Origin of the sequence: Mesorhizobium denitrificans (assembly GCF_003403035.1) — a bacterium.
GTDB classification, from domain to species: Bacteria; Pseudomonadota; Alphaproteobacteria; order Rhizobiales; family Rhizobiaceae; genus Mesorhizobium_G; species Mesorhizobium_G denitrificans.
Genome location: NZ_QURN01000003.1, coordinates 154668 through 171731 on the forward strand (window position 1 = coordinate 154668; position 17064 = coordinate 171731).

General features: G+C 58.8%; 14 protein-coding genes. 10 read left to right on the forward strand and 4 right to left on the reverse strand.

The window, feature by feature from the left end:
* The first annotated feature begins 25 nt into the window (after nt 1–25).
* Together mutY and DY251_RS04170 are read left to right on the forward strand one after the other, a co-directional pair.
* Nucleotides 26–1120, forward strand: coding sequence for an A/G-specific adenine glycosylase (mutY, locus tag DY251_RS04165; RefSeq protein ID WP_245415849.1), 1095 nt, complete (start codon nt 26–28; stop codon nt 1118–1120).
* Nucleotides 1117–1728, forward strand: a complete 612-nt coding sequence (locus DY251_RS04170) for an HAD family hydrolase (RefSeq protein ID WP_116622601.1) — start codon at nt 1117–1119, stop codon at nt 1726–1728. The genes mutY and DY251_RS04170 overlap by 4 nt, the downstream gene beginning before the upstream one ends.
* Nucleotides 1729–1734: 6 nt before the next feature.
* On the opposite strand, the gene DY251_RS04175 is transcribed toward DY251_RS04170, so the two are convergent.
* Entirely contained in the window at nt 1735–2865 is a 1131-nt protein-coding gene (locus DY251_RS04175; RefSeq protein ID WP_116622602.1) for a site-specific DNA-methyltransferase, read from the reverse strand.
* Nucleotides 2866–3011: 146 nt separating this feature from the next.
* Between DY251_RS04175 and DY251_RS04180 the strand changes: the two genes are divergently transcribed.
* Nucleotides 3012–3695, forward strand: a complete 684-nt coding sequence (locus DY251_RS04180; RefSeq protein ID WP_116622603.1) for an HAD family hydrolase — start codon at nt 3012–3014, stop codon at nt 3693–3695.
* A gap of 1014 nt (nt 3696–4709) precedes the next feature.
* Here the strand turns inward: DY251_RS04180 and DY251_RS04185 are convergent.
* Entirely contained in the window at nt 4710–5165 is a 456-nt protein-coding gene (locus DY251_RS04185) for a hypothetical protein (RefSeq protein WP_245415850.1), read from the reverse strand.
* 233 nt (nt 5166–5398) lie between these two features.
* On the opposite strand from DY251_RS04185, the gene thrC reads away from it, so the two are divergent.
* From thrC to DY251_RS04205, 4 genes are read left to right on the forward strand one after another with little or no spacing between them, the layout of a single operon-like run.
* The gene (thrC, locus tag DY251_RS04190; RefSeq protein ID WP_116622605.1) at nt 5399–6796 is read left to right on the forward strand and encodes a threonine synthase; all 1398 of its coding nucleotides are present in this window, start codon (nt 5399–5401) and stop codon (nt 6794–6796) included.
* A gap of 35 nt (nt 6797–6831) precedes the next feature.
* Nucleotides 6832–8124 (forward strand): M16 family metallopeptidase, encoded by a 1293-nt coding sequence (locus DY251_RS04195; protein ID WP_116622606.1) that lies wholly within the window; start codon nt 6832–6834, stop codon nt 8122–8124.
* Between the two features lie 4 nt (nt 8125–8128).
* Nucleotides 8129–8725: a GNAT family N-acetyltransferase gene (locus DY251_RS04200; RefSeq protein ID WP_116622607.1), complete on the forward strand. Its 597-nt coding sequence runs from the start codon at nt 8129–8131 to the stop codon at nt 8723–8725.
* Between the two features lie 35 nt (nt 8726–8760).
* Nucleotides 8761–11619: an EAL domain-containing protein gene (locus DY251_RS04205; RefSeq protein WP_116622608.1), complete on the forward strand. Its 2859-nt coding sequence runs from the start codon at nt 8761–8763 to the stop codon at nt 11617–11619.
* Here DY251_RS04205 and DY251_RS04210 read toward each other — a convergent pair.
* Nucleotides 11610–12221, reverse strand: coding sequence for a YqgE/AlgH family protein (locus tag DY251_RS04210; protein WP_116622609.1), 612 nt, complete (start codon nt 12219–12221; stop codon nt 11610–11612). The genes DY251_RS04205 and DY251_RS04210 overlap by 10 nt on opposite strands.
* A gap of 113 nt (nt 12222–12334) precedes the next feature.
* Here DY251_RS04210 and DY251_RS04215 point away from each other — a divergent pair, with 113 nt between their 5' ends.
* Together DY251_RS04215 and DY251_RS04220 are read left to right on the forward strand one after the other, a co-directional pair.
* A complete protein-coding gene (locus tag DY251_RS04215; RefSeq protein ID WP_158553217.1) occupies nt 12335–13105 on the forward strand; it encodes a protein-disulfide reductase DsbD domain-containing protein in 771 nt (256 codons plus the stop codon).
* A 63-nt stretch (nt 13106–13168) separates the two neighbouring features.
* Nucleotides 13169–13657 carry a peroxiredoxin gene (locus DY251_RS04220; protein ID WP_116622611.1) on the forward strand — a complete coding sequence of 163 codons (489 nt, stop codon included), beginning with the start codon at nt 13169–13171 and terminating at the stop codon, nt 13655–13657.
* Nucleotides 13658–13847: 190 nt separating this feature from the next.
* Here DY251_RS04220 and katG read toward each other — a convergent pair whose 3' ends face one another.
* Nucleotides 13848–16022 (reverse strand): catalase/peroxidase HPI, encoded by a 2175-nt coding sequence (gene katG / locus DY251_RS04225; RefSeq protein WP_116622612.1) that lies wholly within the window; start codon nt 16020–16022, stop codon nt 13848–13850.
* A gap of 143 nt (nt 16023–16165) precedes the next feature.
* On the opposite strand from katG, the gene DY251_RS04230 reads away from it, so the two are divergent.
* The gene (locus DY251_RS04230; protein WP_116622613.1) at nt 16166–17062 is read left to right on the forward strand and encodes a hydrogen peroxide-inducible genes activator; all 897 of its coding nucleotides are present in this window, start codon (nt 16166–16168) and stop codon (nt 17060–17062) included.
* Nucleotides 17063–17064: the final 2 nt, after the last annotated feature.

Consider the following 17064-nt stretch of genomic DNA (forward strand, 5'->3'; position numbering starts at 1 on the left):
TCCGATGAACGTTTCAAACTCACCAATGGCACCGGCTGAAAGCGCGGGCAAGGCTTCGTTGAGCAATCGCCTGCTCGACTGGTACGACCGGCATCACCGTGAACTGCCCTGGCGCATTTCGCCTTCGGCTCGTGCCGCAGGTGCGGTGCCTGATCCCTATCATATCTGGCTTTCGGAGATCATGCTTCAGCAAACCACTGTGGAAGCAGTTAAGCCGTATTTTCAACGGTTTAAGGAGCGCTGGCCGCACGTTTCAGATCTTGCCGGCGCTGAAAACGACGACGTTATGAAGGCGTGGGCCGGGCTCGGCTATTATTCCCGCGCGCGCAATCTCAAGGCTTGTGCCGATCATATTGTCGCGCATGGCGGTGCTTTTCCCGATACAGAATCGGGGTTGCTCAATTTGCCCGGCGTCGGCCCTTACACCGCGGCTGCGATTGCGGCGATTGCGTTCAACCAGCCTGCCGCCGTTGTGGATGGCAATGTGGAGCGCGTTATTTCGCGCCTATTCGCCGTCGAGACGCCGCTACCCGTCGCAAAAGTGCAAATTCGTCAGATCGTTACGGAAATTTTGCCGCATGACCGGCCCGGTGATTTCGCGCAAGCCATGATGGACCTTGGCGCGACGATCTGCTCGCCGAAACGTCCCCGTTGCATGCTCTGCCCGGTCAATGAATATTGTGACGCTCTGGCCAATGGCGACCCTGAACGGTTCCCCTTGCGTCCGCCCAAAATGGAAAAGCCATCGCGCCGAGGTGCGGCCTTCGTCGCGGTGCGTTTGAGCGATGGCGCTGTACTGCTTCGCAAGCGGCCTGAGAAGGGTCTGCTGGGTGGTATGACCGAGCCGCCGACCACAGCCTGGACCGCGCGAAAGGACGGCGAAACGGGCGCAAAAGCAGCGCCGTTCGACGCAAATTGGAAGTTTTGCGGGCGTATTTCTCACATTTTCACGCATTTTGCGCTGGAATTGGAGGTTTATTCGGCAGGAATTGAAGGCTTTTCGCAACCTGACAACTACTTCTGGTCGAGTGACGTAATGGCTGAGGCTTTGCCTACGGTCATGAAAAAGGTTATCGAAACCGCCCTTCCAGATATTTCCAAGCGCAGGCGGTTTGCATGACTCCCATCCGGCATATTGTTTTCGACATCGGCAGCGTTCTGATTCATTACGACCCGAATCTGCCGTTTTCGCGCATCATCCCGGACGAGCAAGAGCGCCGCTGGTTCTTCCAGAATGTCTGCACATCGGAATGGAATATAGAGCAGGACCGTGGCCGCGCATGGGAAGATGCGGAAGCGCTTCTAATAGAACAGTTTCCCGATCATGAAACCAACATCCGGGCGTTTCGTGGAAACTGGAATGAAATGGTTTCGCATTCCTACGACGATACTGTCGCTATTATGCTTGGCCTGATCGAGAAAGACTATGACGTAACTATGCTGACGAATTTCGCAGCTGATACGTTCATTGAAGCGCGGCAGAAATTCGGCTTTCTAAATCAGCCGCGCGGCGTAACTGTTTCGGGCGAGGTCAAGCTCATCAAGCCCGACCGTAAAATCTACGACCGTCACACGTCCGACTTCAAATTGGAGCCTGCCGCAACGCTGTTCATTGACGACAACCCTGCCAATGTGGAGGCCGCGCAAGATTTCGGCTGGCAGGCTGTCCGCTATAAGGATGCGCCGACGCTGCTGCGCGACCTCGTATCCTATGGCGTTGTAATTTAAGACTAATCAGCCGCCGGCTTGCTCTACGCTGAGGCGTGCGATGCGCCTCAGTTCGTCGATGGCGGTCAGTCCACCAGCACGCTCATAGTGCCAGAAAGTCCAGCCATTGCAGGCGTCCAGACCCTGCACCGTTGCGCCAACCTTGTGGATTGATCCGGCCATTTCGGCGGTAGCGATTGTGCCGTCCGCCCTAACCTTTGCGCTCCAACGCTTGCGAGAATCATACAGCGTAGTGCCGGGTGTTATCAGCCCGCTGTCGATCAGGCTGACGAATGCGACGCGCGGCTCGGCGCGCTTACCGGTCAGCGTCGAAAGCTCATTTAATTCAAGAGGTTGAACCGCCGCTATGCGCGCCGTTGCGGCGTCGATATAGCTGTCCTCGCGCTCTACGCCTACGAAATTTCGACCCAGACGCTTGGCGACGGCTCCTGTGGTGCCGGAGCCAAAAAATGGGTCCAGAACGATATCGCCGGGCTTGGTAGAGGCCATCAAAATGCGGGCAAGCAGCGCTTCCGGCTTCTGGGTCGGATGAACCTTTTCGCCATTGTCGTCCTTTAGCCGCTCGGCTCCGGTGCAGATCGGGAATAGCCAATCCGACCGCATCTGGACATCGTCGTTTGCGGCCTTCATTGCCTCGTAATTGAAGGTGTAACCCTTGTCTTTCTGGTCTTTTGCGGCCCAGATCAGCGTTTCGTGCGCGTTCTGGAAGCGGCGACCACGGAAGTTCGGCATCGGGTTCGTCTTGCGCCAGATCACATCGTTCAGGATCCAGTAGCCAAGGTCCTGCATCTTCGCGCCAACGCGGAAAATGTTGTGATATGAACCAATTACCCAGATCGTACCGCCCGGCTTCAACACCCGGCGCGCAGCTAGCAGCCAAGCGCGGGTAAACGCGTCATAGGCTTCAAAACTGTCGAACTGGTCCCAATGGTCGTTCACCGCATCGACCTTGGATTGGTCGGGCCGGTGAAGCTCGCCTTCAAGCTGGAGATTGTACGGTGGATCGGCGAAAATCAGGTCGACGCATTTGTCCGGCAGCGCATTGAGCGCCGCCACGCAATCGCCTTTGAGAATCGAATTGAGCCAGACGGACTGGTCGCCCGGACGGATTGATTGCAGAGAACGCACTGCCGACATGGAAAACCCGGTTACGCTGAACTATTTACTGGGTGTTATGGTTACTGAACTCGGTAAAGATTTAATGAAATCGACGCCGGATTTGCGCGATTGGCCTCGATACTGTAAAGCGCCCGCCGCGCACCCCTATTGATTGCGGGATTTCCATGCCTCAACCTGATCTTGTTATTTTCGACTGCGACGGCGTCCTGATTGACTCCGAAATCATTGCCGCCCGAGTGGAAGCTGAAGTGCTGACAGAGGCCGGATATGAAATTTCGCCTGAAGAGATTGCCGCGCTTTATTCGGGGCTGAACTTCAGCGAAATTCTGCTGCGCGTCGAAAAGGTCGCGCAAATTCCCTTGCAGGCATCACTCATCGATCGGGCAGACGCAATTATCGACAAGCGACTCAAGGATGTGCGCGCGATTGAAGGCGTGACGCAGGCCGTCGCTGCCGTGAAGGTGCCGCGTTGCATTTGCTCAAATTCCAGCGCGGAAAGATTGAAAATGACGCTTGGTTTGACCGGGCTTGATCGCTTTTTCGTCGATCGCGTTTATTCCGCACTTTCAATTCCCGACGGCAAGCCAAAGCCCGCGCCAGATGTGTTTTTGTATGCCGCCGGCCAGATGAAGGCGAATCCGGCGAATACGTTCGTCGTGGAGGATTCCGTGCATGGCATTCATGGCGCAATTGCTGCCGGAATGCGCGTAATCGGCTTCACCGGCGGCGCGCATAGCTACCCCAGCCACTCCGATATTTTGACCGAGGCAGGCGCCGAGACCGTTATCAATCGCTGGCGCGACCTCGTGCCGGTGCTCGATGCGCTTTCCGAATGGGCAGAGGCTTAAGTAGCTCTCAAGCGCGGCGCGATTTACCCCCTCATCCGCCTGCCGGCAACCTCCTCCCACAAGGGGAGAGGGGAGCAATCGCAACGTAGGTTTCAATCGCGGACGTCGCAGAAAGTGCAGGACATAACCGTTTTAGCCCTTCTCCCCTTGTGCGAGGAGGTGCCGGCAGACGGATGAGGGGTAATTTTTCTGGACGCCCCGCCCCTTTCAGCCGTCATTCTCGGGCTTTTCCTGAGAATCTACAGCCTGTCAGGAACTAGTGCCTGTACCGCCGCAGATCCTAGGGACAAGCCCTAGGATGACGGAAAAGCAAGCCCTAGGATGACGGAGAAGCAAGCCCTAGGATGACGGAAAAGAAGGAAGTTCTACCTAGCTATATCTTCGGCGCGGCGCTCCACCCCTCTTGCCCCAACCAGACCCCTTTCAGCCGTCATTCTCGGGCTTTTCCTGAGAATCTACAGCCTGTCAGGAACTGGTGCCGGTACCGCCGCAGATCCTAGGGACAGGCCCTAGGATGACGGAGAAGCAAGCCCTAGGATGATGGAGAAGCAAGCCCTAGGATGATGGAGAAGCAAGCCCTAGGATGATGGAGAAGCAAGCCCTAGGATGACGGAGAAGAAGGAAGTTCTACCTAGCTCGATCTTCGGCGGCGCGCTCCACCCCTCTTGCCCCAACCAGACCCTCAAAGCCATCATTCTCGGGCTTTTCCCGAGAATCTGCGCCCTATCAGAAGCTAGCGCCTGTACCGCCGCAGATCCTAGGGACAAGCCCTAGGATGACGGAGAAGCAAGCCCTAGGATGATGGAAAAGCAAGCCCTAGGATGACGGAGAAGAACGAAGTTCTACCTAGCTCTATCTTCGGCGCCGCGCTCCACCCCTCTTGCCCCAACCAGACCCTCAAAGGCGTCATTCTCGGACTTGTCCCGAGAATCTACAGCCTGTCAGGAACTAGTGCCTGTACCGCCGCAGATCCTGGGATGACGAAGTGGAGGCAAATTTCGCCAGATGATGTGGCTACTTCGCACCGTCGTCGAAGCCTAGTTGAACCATGACGTTACGCTCGGCGGGGATCGGGATCACGATGTTCGGATCCTTGAAGATGAACTGCGTGGCCTGTTGAGCGTTGATCGCGACTTCCTGCTTCTGCAGTTGCGAATAGAGAACTTCGTCGCCACGTGTGACGGCAATGCGGATCGGCAAAACGGCTGAGGCCGGTGCGCCTGCCGGGCCAGCGATAACGCGACCGGCGGCAGCCACGTTGATGGTCAAATTGCCATCGGCCCGCGAGCATGCGCGGCTGGTTTCGCCGAGGGAGGCCTGAAACGCCAGCTTGGATGGATCGCCATCGCCACCACGCGCATATCGGCTGAGCGACGCTGTGCCCTGACGCACGCGAACCGGCGGGCAAAATGCCTCAAGCTCGTTCTGGCTGATCTTGGGCTGCTTGCCAGCAAGATCGTTTGTGCTCATGGATTCGCCGGTGGGCCCCTCGTTGGATTGGCACCCAGCAAGCGCCAAAACCAGGCACAGGGGAGCAAAAGCGGGCTTCATTCGAGTCCAATTTATGCGCAACATGGATTCTGCTTTCCTCTCTCGTCCAAGGCGGTCTATACCAATGACCCAACCAAAATGCGACTAATCTGGACTATTTTCCGAACCATGTGCTTACAGCCTGTTGCGTGCCTTCCCGGGAGCTTCCAATCATGCGCTATGTAAGCACCCGCGGCGAAGCCCCTGCTCTCGGCTTTGCCGACACGATGATGACCGGACTTGCGCGCGACGGCGGGCTCTATGTGCCGGAAAGCTGGCCGCATTTTTCCGCAGACGCAATTCGCAAAATGCGCGGCAAGCCATACGCGGATCTCGCGGTGGAACTGCTGACGCCTTTCCTGAACGCGGAAATCAAGGCGCGTGACTTCGAACGCATCGTGCGCGAAGCCTACGCCACCTTCCGGCATCCGGCGGTTTGCCCCATCGTGCAGACCCGCCCGAACGAGTTCATTCTCGAACTGTTCCACGGGCCGACGCTGGCTTTCAAAGACGTGGCGATGCAATTGCTGGCGCGGCTGATGGACCATGTTTTGACCGAACGCGGCCAGCGCGCAACGATTGTGGGCGCGACCTCCGGTGACACAGGCGGCGCGGCTATCGAGGCCTTTGCGGGCCGCGAAAGGACGGATGTTTTCATCCTGTTTCCGCATGGGCGCGTGTCTGCTGTGCAGCAGCGGCAGATGACGACTTCCGACGCGGGCAATGTTCATGCGCTCGCGATTGAAGGCAATTTCGACGACTGCCAAGGCATGTTGAAGGACATGTTCAACGACCACGCATTCCGTGACCGCGTAATGCTTTCGGGCGTAAACTCGATCAATTGGGCGCGGATCATGGCTCAAATCGTCTATTATTTCTCATCCGCGCTATCGCTTGGTGCGCCCGACCGTCCGGTTTCCTTTACGGTCCCGACCGGCAATTTCGGCGATATTTTTGCAGGCTACGCGGCCAAGCGTATGGGCTTGCCCATCGAACGGCTGGTGATCGCGACCAACGACAATGACATTCTCGCGCGCACACTGGCGACAGGGGAATATCGCATGACTGGCGTGGTTCCGACCACTTCGCCATCAATGGACATTCAGATTTCATCGAATTTCGAGCGCCTGCTGTTTGAATCGGCGGGCCGCGATGCCTCGGTGGTTCGTCGCTACATGGCTGGATTGAAGCAGTCCGGAGCGTTCACGATTGAAGCTGCGCCGCTGCAGCGCATTCGCGCCGAGTTTGACGCGGGGCGCGCATCGAGCGCGGAAGCAGCCCAGACGATTTCGGAAACGCTGAAAGAGAGCGGCTATCTGCTCGATCCGCATACGGCGTCCGGCGTTTATGTGGCGCACAAATTGCCCAAGTCAGACGTGCCGATGGTGCTGCTTTCTACCGCCCACCCGGCCAAGTTCCCCGATGCGGTGAAAGCGGCTTGCGGCAAGACAGCCGAACTGCCGGACTGGCTCTCTGGGCTAATGGATCGGAAAGAACGTTTCACGGTGCTTCCATCAGACTTGAAAATGGTGGAAGATTATGTGGCAAGCCGCGCGCGAGCCGTTTCGTAGTATGCAGTCGCGGTTTCTTAGGGAGAAGTACCTATATGGCCGTTGAGGTTAGCCGGCTGGCGAACGGAATGACTGTCGCCACGGAAACGTTACCCGGTGTTGAGTCTGTTGCGCTGGGTGTTTGGGTAAAATCAGGCGCACGAAACGAACGCGACGACGAGCACGGAATTGCCCATCTGCTCGAACACATGGCCTTCAAGGGCACATCCTCGCGAAGTGCATTCGACATTGCCGCGCAGATCGAGAATGTGGGTGGCGAGATAAACGCGGCCACCAGCGTTGAAACCACCTCATTTTATGCGCGCGTGTTGGCTGACGATGTGCCGCTGGCGGTGGATTTGCTGGCGGACATTCTGCAGGACTCGACATTCGACCCCGAAGAATTGCAGCGCGAACAACATGTTATCCTGCAGGAGATTGGTGCGGCGCACGATACGCCCGACGACGTGGTTTTCGACCGCTTCACTGAAACGGCCTTTCGGCATCAGGCGCTTGGGCGCTCAATTCTCGGCACGCCGGAGACGGTCAAATCATTCACGTCGCAGCAGCTTCATGCGTTCATGGAGCGGCAATATGGCGGCGAGCGCATGGTGGTGGTTGCCGCGGGCGATGTGAAGCACGACGCTTTCGTGCGCGAAGTGGAAAAGAAGCTCGGCACGTTCCGCGCCAAGTCAGACAGCACGATTCCGCAGTACGCGCATTATGTCGGCGGTGATTTTCGCGAGGGCCGCGACCTGATGGACGCGCAGATTGTGCTCGGCTTCGAAGGCCGTGCCTATCATGTGCGCGACTTCTACGCCTCGCAGGTGCTTTCGATGATCCTTGGCGGCGGCATGTCTTCGAGGCTGTTTCAGGAAGTGCGCGAAAAGCGCGGCCTGTGCTACTCGATCTACGCATTCCACTGGGGCTTTTCCGATACCGGCATTTTCGGCGTACATGCAGCAACTGGCGAAGGCGACATCCGCAAACTGCTGCCGGTAATTGCGCAGGAACTGCACCGCACCTCCGAGTCGATCGGGCAGGAAGAGCTGGATCGCGCCCGCGCGCAGTATCGCGCCGGTCTTATCATGTCTGCTGAAAGCCCGGCGTCGCGCGCCTCGCAGATCGCGCGGCAGCTTCTGCTGTTCGGGCGGCCGGTGGGGCGAGACGAGTTGATGGAACGCCTGAATGCGCTGACGGTGGAGCGGCTGACCGACCTTTCCAGTCGGCTGTTTTCAACGCGCCCGACACTGGCGGCGGTTGGTCCGATTGGCTCGCTGCCTGCCTATGACAATGTCGTCGATGCCCTGCCCGGAGCACATAACGGGTTGAGGCGGGCCGCTTCCTGACACGATGTTCGCGTTGCCGTTTTTCCGACGAGACCTTCCCGTGCTTGTCGGCGAACGTGTGCGGCTGCGCGCCCCCGCGCTCGGTGATTTTCGGCAGTGGACCAGCCTGCGCAGCGAAAGCCGGTCGTTTCTGGAACCGTGGGAGCCGAGCTGGTCGCCTGACGAGCTGGACTACAGCGCGTGGCGGCTGCGCATCGGGCGCTATCGCGAGGACATCGCGCAGGGCAGCGGCATACCCTTTTTCCTGTTCAGCACGATTGGCGACAAACTTTACGGCGGGATAACTCTCTCCAATATCCGGCGCGGCGTAGCGCAAACGGGCAGTCTGGGCTACTGGATTGGGGCGCGGTATGCGGGGCAGGGTTTCATGCAGGAGGCTGTGAGGCTGGTCGTGGAACACGCATTTGACGGCCTGCGGTTGCACCGGGTTGAAGCCGCCTGTATTCCAACCAACACGCGTTCTGTGCGTGTGCTTGAAAAAGCCGGATTTCAGCGCGAGGGGGTGGCGCGCTCTTATCTCAAGATAAACGGGGTTTGGCAGGACCACAGCTTGTACGCAATCGTGGCGAATGACCTGACTCCGGCGAAGAAAAAAGGCTGAGCCTTGTGAGAAGACTTGGGGCCGCATTTGCGGCGATGTTGCTGACCTTGACCGTGCTGCTTTCAGCGGCATCGGCGGCGTTTGCGGTTGAGGCAATCAAGATTTCGCGCGACGACAATGCGCTCGACCTGACCGGCGCGGTCGAAATTTCGCTCAATCAGGGCGAGGATTTTCAGGTTTCCACCGCCCCCACCCAGGACGGCATCGTGCGGCGCATTCAGGTGGAATCCAAAGAGCCGGGCAAATCGTCCAACTGGGCGGTGTTCGCACTTGCCAACACCACCGACCAGCAAATCGACAGGTTGATTGTCGTGCCGCATTTCCGGCTGGTCGATTCCGGGCTGATCTGGCCTGATCTCGGCTCGTCGCGCATTGCCGCCATCACGCCGAGCGAAGGATTTGCACTGGACCGCCAGCAAAGCCCGGATGCGGACGTGTTCCGGGTTACGCTCGACCCCGGCGCTGTCGTGACGTTTGTCGCGGAAATGACCGCTCAAAAGCTGCCGCAGGTCTATCTGTGGAATCCCGACACCTATAAGGACACGGTCAACGCCTACACGCTTTTCCGCGGCATTGTTATCGGCATTGCGGGCCTGATGGCGCTGTTTCTGACTATTCTTTTCGTGGTCAAGGGAACGTCGATGTTTCCCGCGACATCTGCGCTTGCGTGGGCTGTGCTGGCCTATGTCTGCGTGGATTTCGGCTTCCTCAGCAAAGTCATCGCGATTACTCCTGGCAATGAGCAGATCTGGCGCGCGGGCACGGAGGTTGCGCTTGCGGCAACACTGGTCGTGTTCCTGTTCGCCTATCTCAACCTGAACCGATGGCACGGGCACTTCAGCTATGGCGCCGTGGCGTGGGTGCTTGGCCTTGGCGCGATTGCTGCGCTGGCGATCTACAATCCGGCGATTGCATCCGGCCTCGCGCGCATGTCTTTCGCCGTGACAGCGGTGCTCGGCGCGGTGCTGATCGTGTTTCTCGGCATCAGGGGGTATGACCGCGCGATCATGCTCGTGCCCAGTTGGGTGATGCTGCTGCTATGGATAACCGCATTCTGGATGGCGATAACCGGCAGGCTGGACAATGACATTATCCAGCCCGCGCTTGGCGGCGGCCTCATTCTCGTGGTGCTGCTGATCGGCTTCACCGTCATGCAGCACGCCTTCGCGGGCGGTGCTCTCAATCAGGGCCTGTTCAGCGACATGGAGCGGCGCGCGCTGGCGCTGGCTGCTTCCGGCGATACGGTCTGGGATTGGGACGTGATGCGCGACAAGGTGACGACGCGCCCCGACGTTGCCTTGCAACTTGGCCTTGAACCGGGAAGCCTCGGCGGACCGGCGCGCACCTGGCTGCCGATCCTGCACGCCGACGACCGCGACACATTCCGAACGCTGCTGGACGTCATTCTCGAACACCGTCGCGGCCGCATCTCGCATGAGTTTCGCCTGCGCGGTGCTGATGGGCACTATCACTGGTTTTCGCTGCGCGCGCGCCCGCTCGTCGGTACGGATGGCGAAGTGCTGCGCTGCGTCGGCACGCTGGTTGACGTGACGGACCAGAAGAAGTCCGAAGAACGGCTGCTGCACGACGCCGTGCATGACAATTTGACCGGGCTTTCCAATCGCGAGCTTTTCATGAACCGGCTTGAGGCGATTATCTCCATCGCCAAGACCGACGAGAAAATTCGCCCGACGGTGTTCCTGATCGACATCGACCGCTTCAAGAAAGTCAATGAAGGGCTCGGAATTTCGGCTGGCGACACGATTTTGCTGACGGTTGCGCGGCGCCTGCACCGCCTGCTCAAGCCGAAGGATTCTCTGTCGCGCTTCACGGGCGACCAGTTCGCGCTGATGCTGCTTTCCGAGGAAGACCCGACGCGGATTGCCAGCGTTGCCGAGGCAATCAAGCGGGCGATCCAGGCGCCGATTTCATTTGCCAAGCGCGAGATCGTGCTGACCGCCTCCATCGGGCTGATTACGTGGAACAATAATCATGGTTCCGCCGAGGACATGGTGAAGGACGCCGAGCTTGCCATGTATCAGGCCAAGCGCTTTGGCGGCGACCGCATCGAGCCGTTCCGCCCCGCCTTCCGCGCGGTTGGCACTGACCGGTTGCAGATCGAATCCGATATGCGCCGCGCCATCGAGCGCCGCGAATTTACGCTGGCCTATCAACCCATCGTGCGGCTGGAAGACCGGACCATTGCCGGGTTTGAGGCGCTGTTGCGCTGGGATCACCCTCGCCGCGGCATGATACCGCCATCGGATTTTGTACCGGTTGCGGAAAGCTGCGGCTTGATCGTTCAGCTTGGCCTGTTTGCGATGCAGAAGGCGGCGGAAGATTTGTCGGAGTGGCAATCGCAGCTTGGCGACATGCCGCTTTCGATGTCGGTGAACCTTTCCAGCAGGCAGCTTTTGCGTCGCGATCTGGTCAGCGACGTGCGCTCCGTAGTGGCGCGCGCCAACCTTAAGCCGCGATGCTTCCGACTGGAGCTGACGGAATCGCTGGTGATGGACAATCCCGAGCAGAGTGCGCATGTGCTGAACAAGCTGAAACAGCTTGGTATCGGCCTTTCGCTGGATGATTTCGGCACCGGCTATTCGTCGCTGTCCTATCTCACGCGCTTCCCGTTCGACACGATCAAGATCGACAAGAGCTTCGTTGACGACAATGCGCCCAAGCGCTCCGTGCTGCTGAAATCCATGATCAACATGGCGCATGAAATGGGCATGTCGGTGGTGGCGGAGGGCGTTTCAGATGAAAGCGACGCGCTGCAACTTCGACAGATGGGCTGCGAGTTCGTGCAAAGCTTCCTGACTGGCCCGCCAATGAAACCTGAAGCGGCGTTCAAGCTGCTGAAGGAACAGAATGCGGCGGCCGCCGCTCAGGCGTGACCGGCGAACTGACTCAAGCGGCTCGGATCGACGCCCATTGACGCCATGAGCCGGTCGTATTTGCGCTCAATGTCCTGATCGAACAGCATTTCCGTCTCGGCGGGGCATGTCAGCCAACCATTCTCGGCGATTTCATTTTCGAGCTGGCCGGGCGCCCAACTCGAATAGCCAAGCGCCATGAGCGCGCGGCGCGGACCACGCCCGACCGATATGGCACGCAGAATGTCTACGGTCGCGGTGAGGCAGATCTGCTCGGAAATCGGCAGCGAAGATTCCACCACATAATCATCGGAATGCAGCACGAAGCCGCGGCTGCGATCGACCGGACCACCATTGCGGATTACAAAATCGCGCGCCGATGACGGCAAGCGGATCGCCTCCTCGTCTTTCAGCAATCCAAGCTGCACCAACAGGTCGGGGAACATCATTTGCTGGGCCTGGTTTACGATGATGCCCATCGCGCCCTCTTCGCTGTGGGCGCAAATGTAAATCACTGAGCGCGCAAAGCGATCATCCTTCATGCCCGGCATGGCGATGAGAAATTGGTCGTCCAAAAACCCGGAACGACCCACGGGGCGCTTCTTGTTCCGTAAAAGGTCCATAATCGGAAGGTAACGCTTTTCCGGTTCGCTTTAAAGCCACGCGTCACGCAAAAATGAGTAGGCGCTTAATAATCGTCATTGTGGCTGTGCCTGAAATCCGCAAAGGAAGGCGTATGAGATTTGTGTCCCTTTGCATCGGCCTGTTGTTTGCAGCGCCAGCTTTTGCCTCATCCAGCACATGGCATGAAACGGAAGGCGGGCGCGTGCGGCTCGTTACGGTGGGCGAGCCAGATGCCAATGGCCAGTTGAATGGTGTGCTGGACATACAACTCGATCCCGGCTGGAAAACATATTGGCGCGAGCCAGGCGATGCCGGCGTGCCGCCGACTTTGGAGCTTAACGGCGGCACCGCGCAAATTCTCTACCCTGCCCCCGAATGGCACCATGATGGCACCTATGATTGGGCAGGTTACGCAAGCTCGGTGCTGCTGCCGGTGGTGCTGACCGTTCCGCCCGAACACAGCGGCGCACTGCAAGCGACTGCGTTTCTTGGGCTGTGCAAGACGATCTGCATTCCATTGAAAGCGGATCTTGCGCTGGACCCCGAATCTGACCCTGACAATCCATCGGATTCGCTGACGCTTACGGGAGCGCAGGCGCTATTGCCCGAGCCAGCCTCTGCAGCCTTCGGCGTGACCAATATTCAGGTGAACGGCGAGCAGGCGACATTCTCAATCACCGGCTATTCGGGTGCCGATGCTGAGCTTTTTCTGGCGGGAAGCGACGGTTTCGCGTTTTCGCGCCCCAAGCCGGTGGTGCAGAATGGCAAGCTTTCATTCTCGGCAAAAGTGACCAGCTATTTGAAGGCCAAGCCAAAGAGCGCGACCATCTTCTATACGCTCAAGACGCCAACGCGCGCCGCCAGCGGAACGCTGCCTTTTTAGGCCGTTGAGATTGCGTCGCGAAGCTTGTACGACGCTCTCCTCTATTCATTGCGAGAGGTTCACATGACCATTTCTGTCGGCGACAAGCTGCCACAAGCGACGTTCAAGGTAATTACAGCCGACGGCGCAAAAGACCTGACAACTGCCGATGTTTTCGATGGCAAGAAGGTGGTGCTGTTCGGCGTGCCTGGCGCTTTCACGCCCACATGCAGCAACAATCACCTGCCCGGTTATCTCGAAAATCACGACGCGATTCTGGCGCGCGGTGTCGATCAGATCGCAGTCGTTGCAGCAAACGATCACCACGTAATGCGCGCCTGGGCGACCTTCACCGGCGGCGAGGGCAAGATTCTCTATCTCGCAGACGGAAACGGCGCCTTCGCAAAGGCGACGGGGCTGAATATCGATCTCTCGGCGGGCGGTTTGGGCGAACGCTTCAAGCGCTTCTCGATGATTGTCGACAATGGCGTAGTGACCACACTGAATATTGAAGATTCACCGGGCAAAGCTGTTGAGTCCGGCGCCGCAAAGATTTTGGAACAGCTTGGCTGAGCTGTTTTGCCGCTGGTTTCAATCACCAACGTCGCAGAGCGCGCGAGACATCTCAATTATCCCCTTCTCCGCGTTTACGGGGAGAGGCGGGCTGTGGCGATGCCAGGGGTTCATAAAGCAAAATGCTCGGGACAAAGCCCGAGCATAGTGGAATGGGCGGACTAATTGCCCGCCTAGTCGTTAATGCCTTTTACGACAAGAGATCGTAACGGTCGGCGTTCATGACCTTGGTCCAAGCGGCCACGAAATCCGAAACGAACTTCTGTGCATTGTCGTCCTGCGCGTAGACCTCCGCGTAGGAGCGCAAGATCGAGTTCGACCCGAAAACCAGATCGACACGCGTGGCAGTCCACTTGACCGCACCGGTCTTGCGGTCGACGATTTCGTACGTGCCGTCATGCAGCGGCTTCCAGGTGTTCGCCATGTCGGTGAGGTTCACGAAGAAATCCGGCGTTAGCGCACCCTCACGCGCCGTGAACACGCCGTGCTTCTTACCACCGTGGTTCGCGCCGAGAACGCGCATGCCGCCCACCAGAACGGTCATCTCCGATGCCGTCAGCCCCATGAGTTGGGTGCGGTCGAGAAGCAGTTCCTCCGGGCTCACGACATAATCCTGCTTGAGCCAATTGCGGTATCCGTCCGCCAGCGGCTCCAGAACATTGAAGGATTCCGCATCGGTCTGCGCGTCCGAAGAGTCGCCGCGCCCCGGCGAGAACGGCACGGCAATATCGAAACCAGCAGCTTTCGCGGCCTGCTCGACGCCGTAATTTCCGCCGATCACGATCACATCCGCGATCGAAGCGCCTGTTTGCGCCGCAATTGGCTCGAGCACCGAAAGCACACGCGCCAGACGCGCAGGCTCGTTGCCTTCCCAATCCTTCTGCGGGGCCAGACGAATGCGCGCGCCATTTGCGCCGCCACGCATATCCGAGCCACGGAAGGTACGGGCGCTGTCCCATGCCGTTGCGATGAGATCGGCATTCGACAGACCGGACGCGGCGATTTTCGCCTTCACCGCCGCCACGTCATAGCTGGTGTTGCCTGCCGGAACGGGATCTTGCCAGACCAATTCATCAGACGGCACATCGGGCCCGATGTAACGTGTCTTCGGTCCCATATCGCGATGGGTGAGCTTGAACCACGCGCGAGCGAAAACCTCAGAGAAATAGTCCTGATCGTCTTTGAAACGCAGGGAAATCTCGCGGTAGATCGGGTCAACACGCAGCGCCATGTCGGCATCCGTCATCATCGGATTGACGCGGATGGACGGGTCTTCGACATCCACCGGCTTGTCCTGATCCGCAATCGAGATCGGCTCCCACTGGTTGCCGCCCGCCGGGCTTTTGACATGATGCCACTCATGCTCGAACAGCATTTTGAAATAGCCATTGTCCCACTTGGTCGGGTGAGTCGTCCACGCGCCCTCAAGACCGCTGACGACCGTGTTGCGACCAATTCCGCGACCATGCATGTTCAGCCAGCCAAGGCCCTGATATTCGGGACCGGCGGCTTCCGGATTGGGGCTGAGGTCTGACGCCAAGCCATTGCCGTGGCACTTGCCGACGGTGTGACCGCCTGCCGTGAGCGCGACCGTTTCTTCGTCGTTCATCGCCATGCGGGCGAAGGTTTCGCGCATTTGAGCAGCCGTCGCCAGCGGGTCGGACTTGCCGTTTACGCCCTCCGGGTTGACGTAAATGAGGCCCATCTGCACGGCAGCAAGCGGGTTCTCCAGCGTCGCCGGCGCGCCAACATCTCCATAACGGCCATCACTTGGCGCGAGCCATTCTTTCTCGGCGCCCCAATACGTGTCTATCTCCGGCGCCCAGATATCCTCGCGGCCAAAGGCGAAGCCGAAGGTTTTCAGGCCCGCAACCTCATAGGCAATCGTGCCGGACAGCACGATGAGATCGGCCCAGCTGATCTTGTTGCCGTATTTCTTCTTGATCGGCCACAGCAGGCGGCGACCCTTATCCGTGTTGACGTTATCCGGCCAGGAATTCAGCGGGGCAAAACGCTGGTTGCCCGTTCCCGCACCGCCGCGGCCATCAGCAAGACGATATGAACCCGCCGCGTGCCAGGCAACGCGCGCGAACATGCCGACATAGCTGCCCCAATCCGCGGGCCACCACTCCTGACTGTCGGTCATCAGAGCGCGAACGTCCTGCTTCAGCGCTTCGACATCCAGCTTCTTCAGCTCTTCGCGATAGTTGAAGTTCTTGCCCATCGGGTTGGTCTTGGTGTCATGCTGATGAAGAATGTCGAGGTTCAGCGCGTTGGGCCACCAGCTCATTACCGAACTGTTCAAAGCGGTATTACCGCCGTGCATCACGGGGCATTTGCCCGCTTTCACGTCACTTACGTCCATTTCATAACTCCGATAGCTGCGTATTCGTGGCTTGGATTGGGCGCGCGGGCTGACGAGTCGCTGCCCTGCTCAAGGAGATTAATATCAGAATTTCGGCGATAATGTATAATTGCATTTCATAACCGATGCGATAATTTTATCTTATGAACGCAATATCGATGAAACATCTGCGCTATTTTGATGCACTGGCCAGACAAGGCCATTTTGGACGGGCTGCGGAAGACCGTTCGATCACACAACCGGCGCTTTCCGTGCAGATCCGCGAGCTGGAAGAGTTGATCGGCGCGCGACTTGTCGAACGTGGAGCACGACAAACGCGGCTGACCGGATTGGGCGAAGAATTCGCGCGGCGCGCACGCGATATTCTGCGCTCCGTCGATGAGTTGCATGACCTTGCACGCGCTTCAAAAGGACCGCTGACAGGGCGGCTGCGCATCGGAGTGATTCCAACTGTCGCGCCCTATCTGCTGCCGCGCGTAATCAGCGATCTGACAGACCGGTTTCCGGCGCTGGACATTCGACCGCGCGAAACAGTTACCCGCGAACTGGTGGAAGACCTGATGGAAGCGCGGCTCGACGCGGCAATCGTGGCGCTGCCGATTTCGGAGCATTCACTGACCGAGATAGCGCTTTTTCAGGAAGAGTTTGTGCTGGTGCGACCTGCTGCCCATGCCACGAAACCAGTGCCGCGCCCGGACGAGCTTCACGAGCAAGGGCTGCTGCTTCTGGCAGAGGGCCATTGTTTTCGCGAGCAGGCCATTTCCTTCTGCAAATTGCCGCCATTTACCTCGCGCACGCTGATGGAGGGCAGCTCGCTTTCCACGCTCGTGCAAATGGTGAGCGCGGGCATCGGGGTGACGCTGATCCCCGAAATGGCGGTGCCGGTGGAGACGCGCTCGGCTTCCGTGTCGCTCGCGCGGCTGGCCGAACCTACGCCAAAGCGGACGGTGGGAATGGTGTGGCGCAAGAGCACGCCGCTTGCCGAGCAGCTTCTGACGATTGCAGATGCCGTGCAGCAGGCCGCCCGGCAGCGCGACTGATT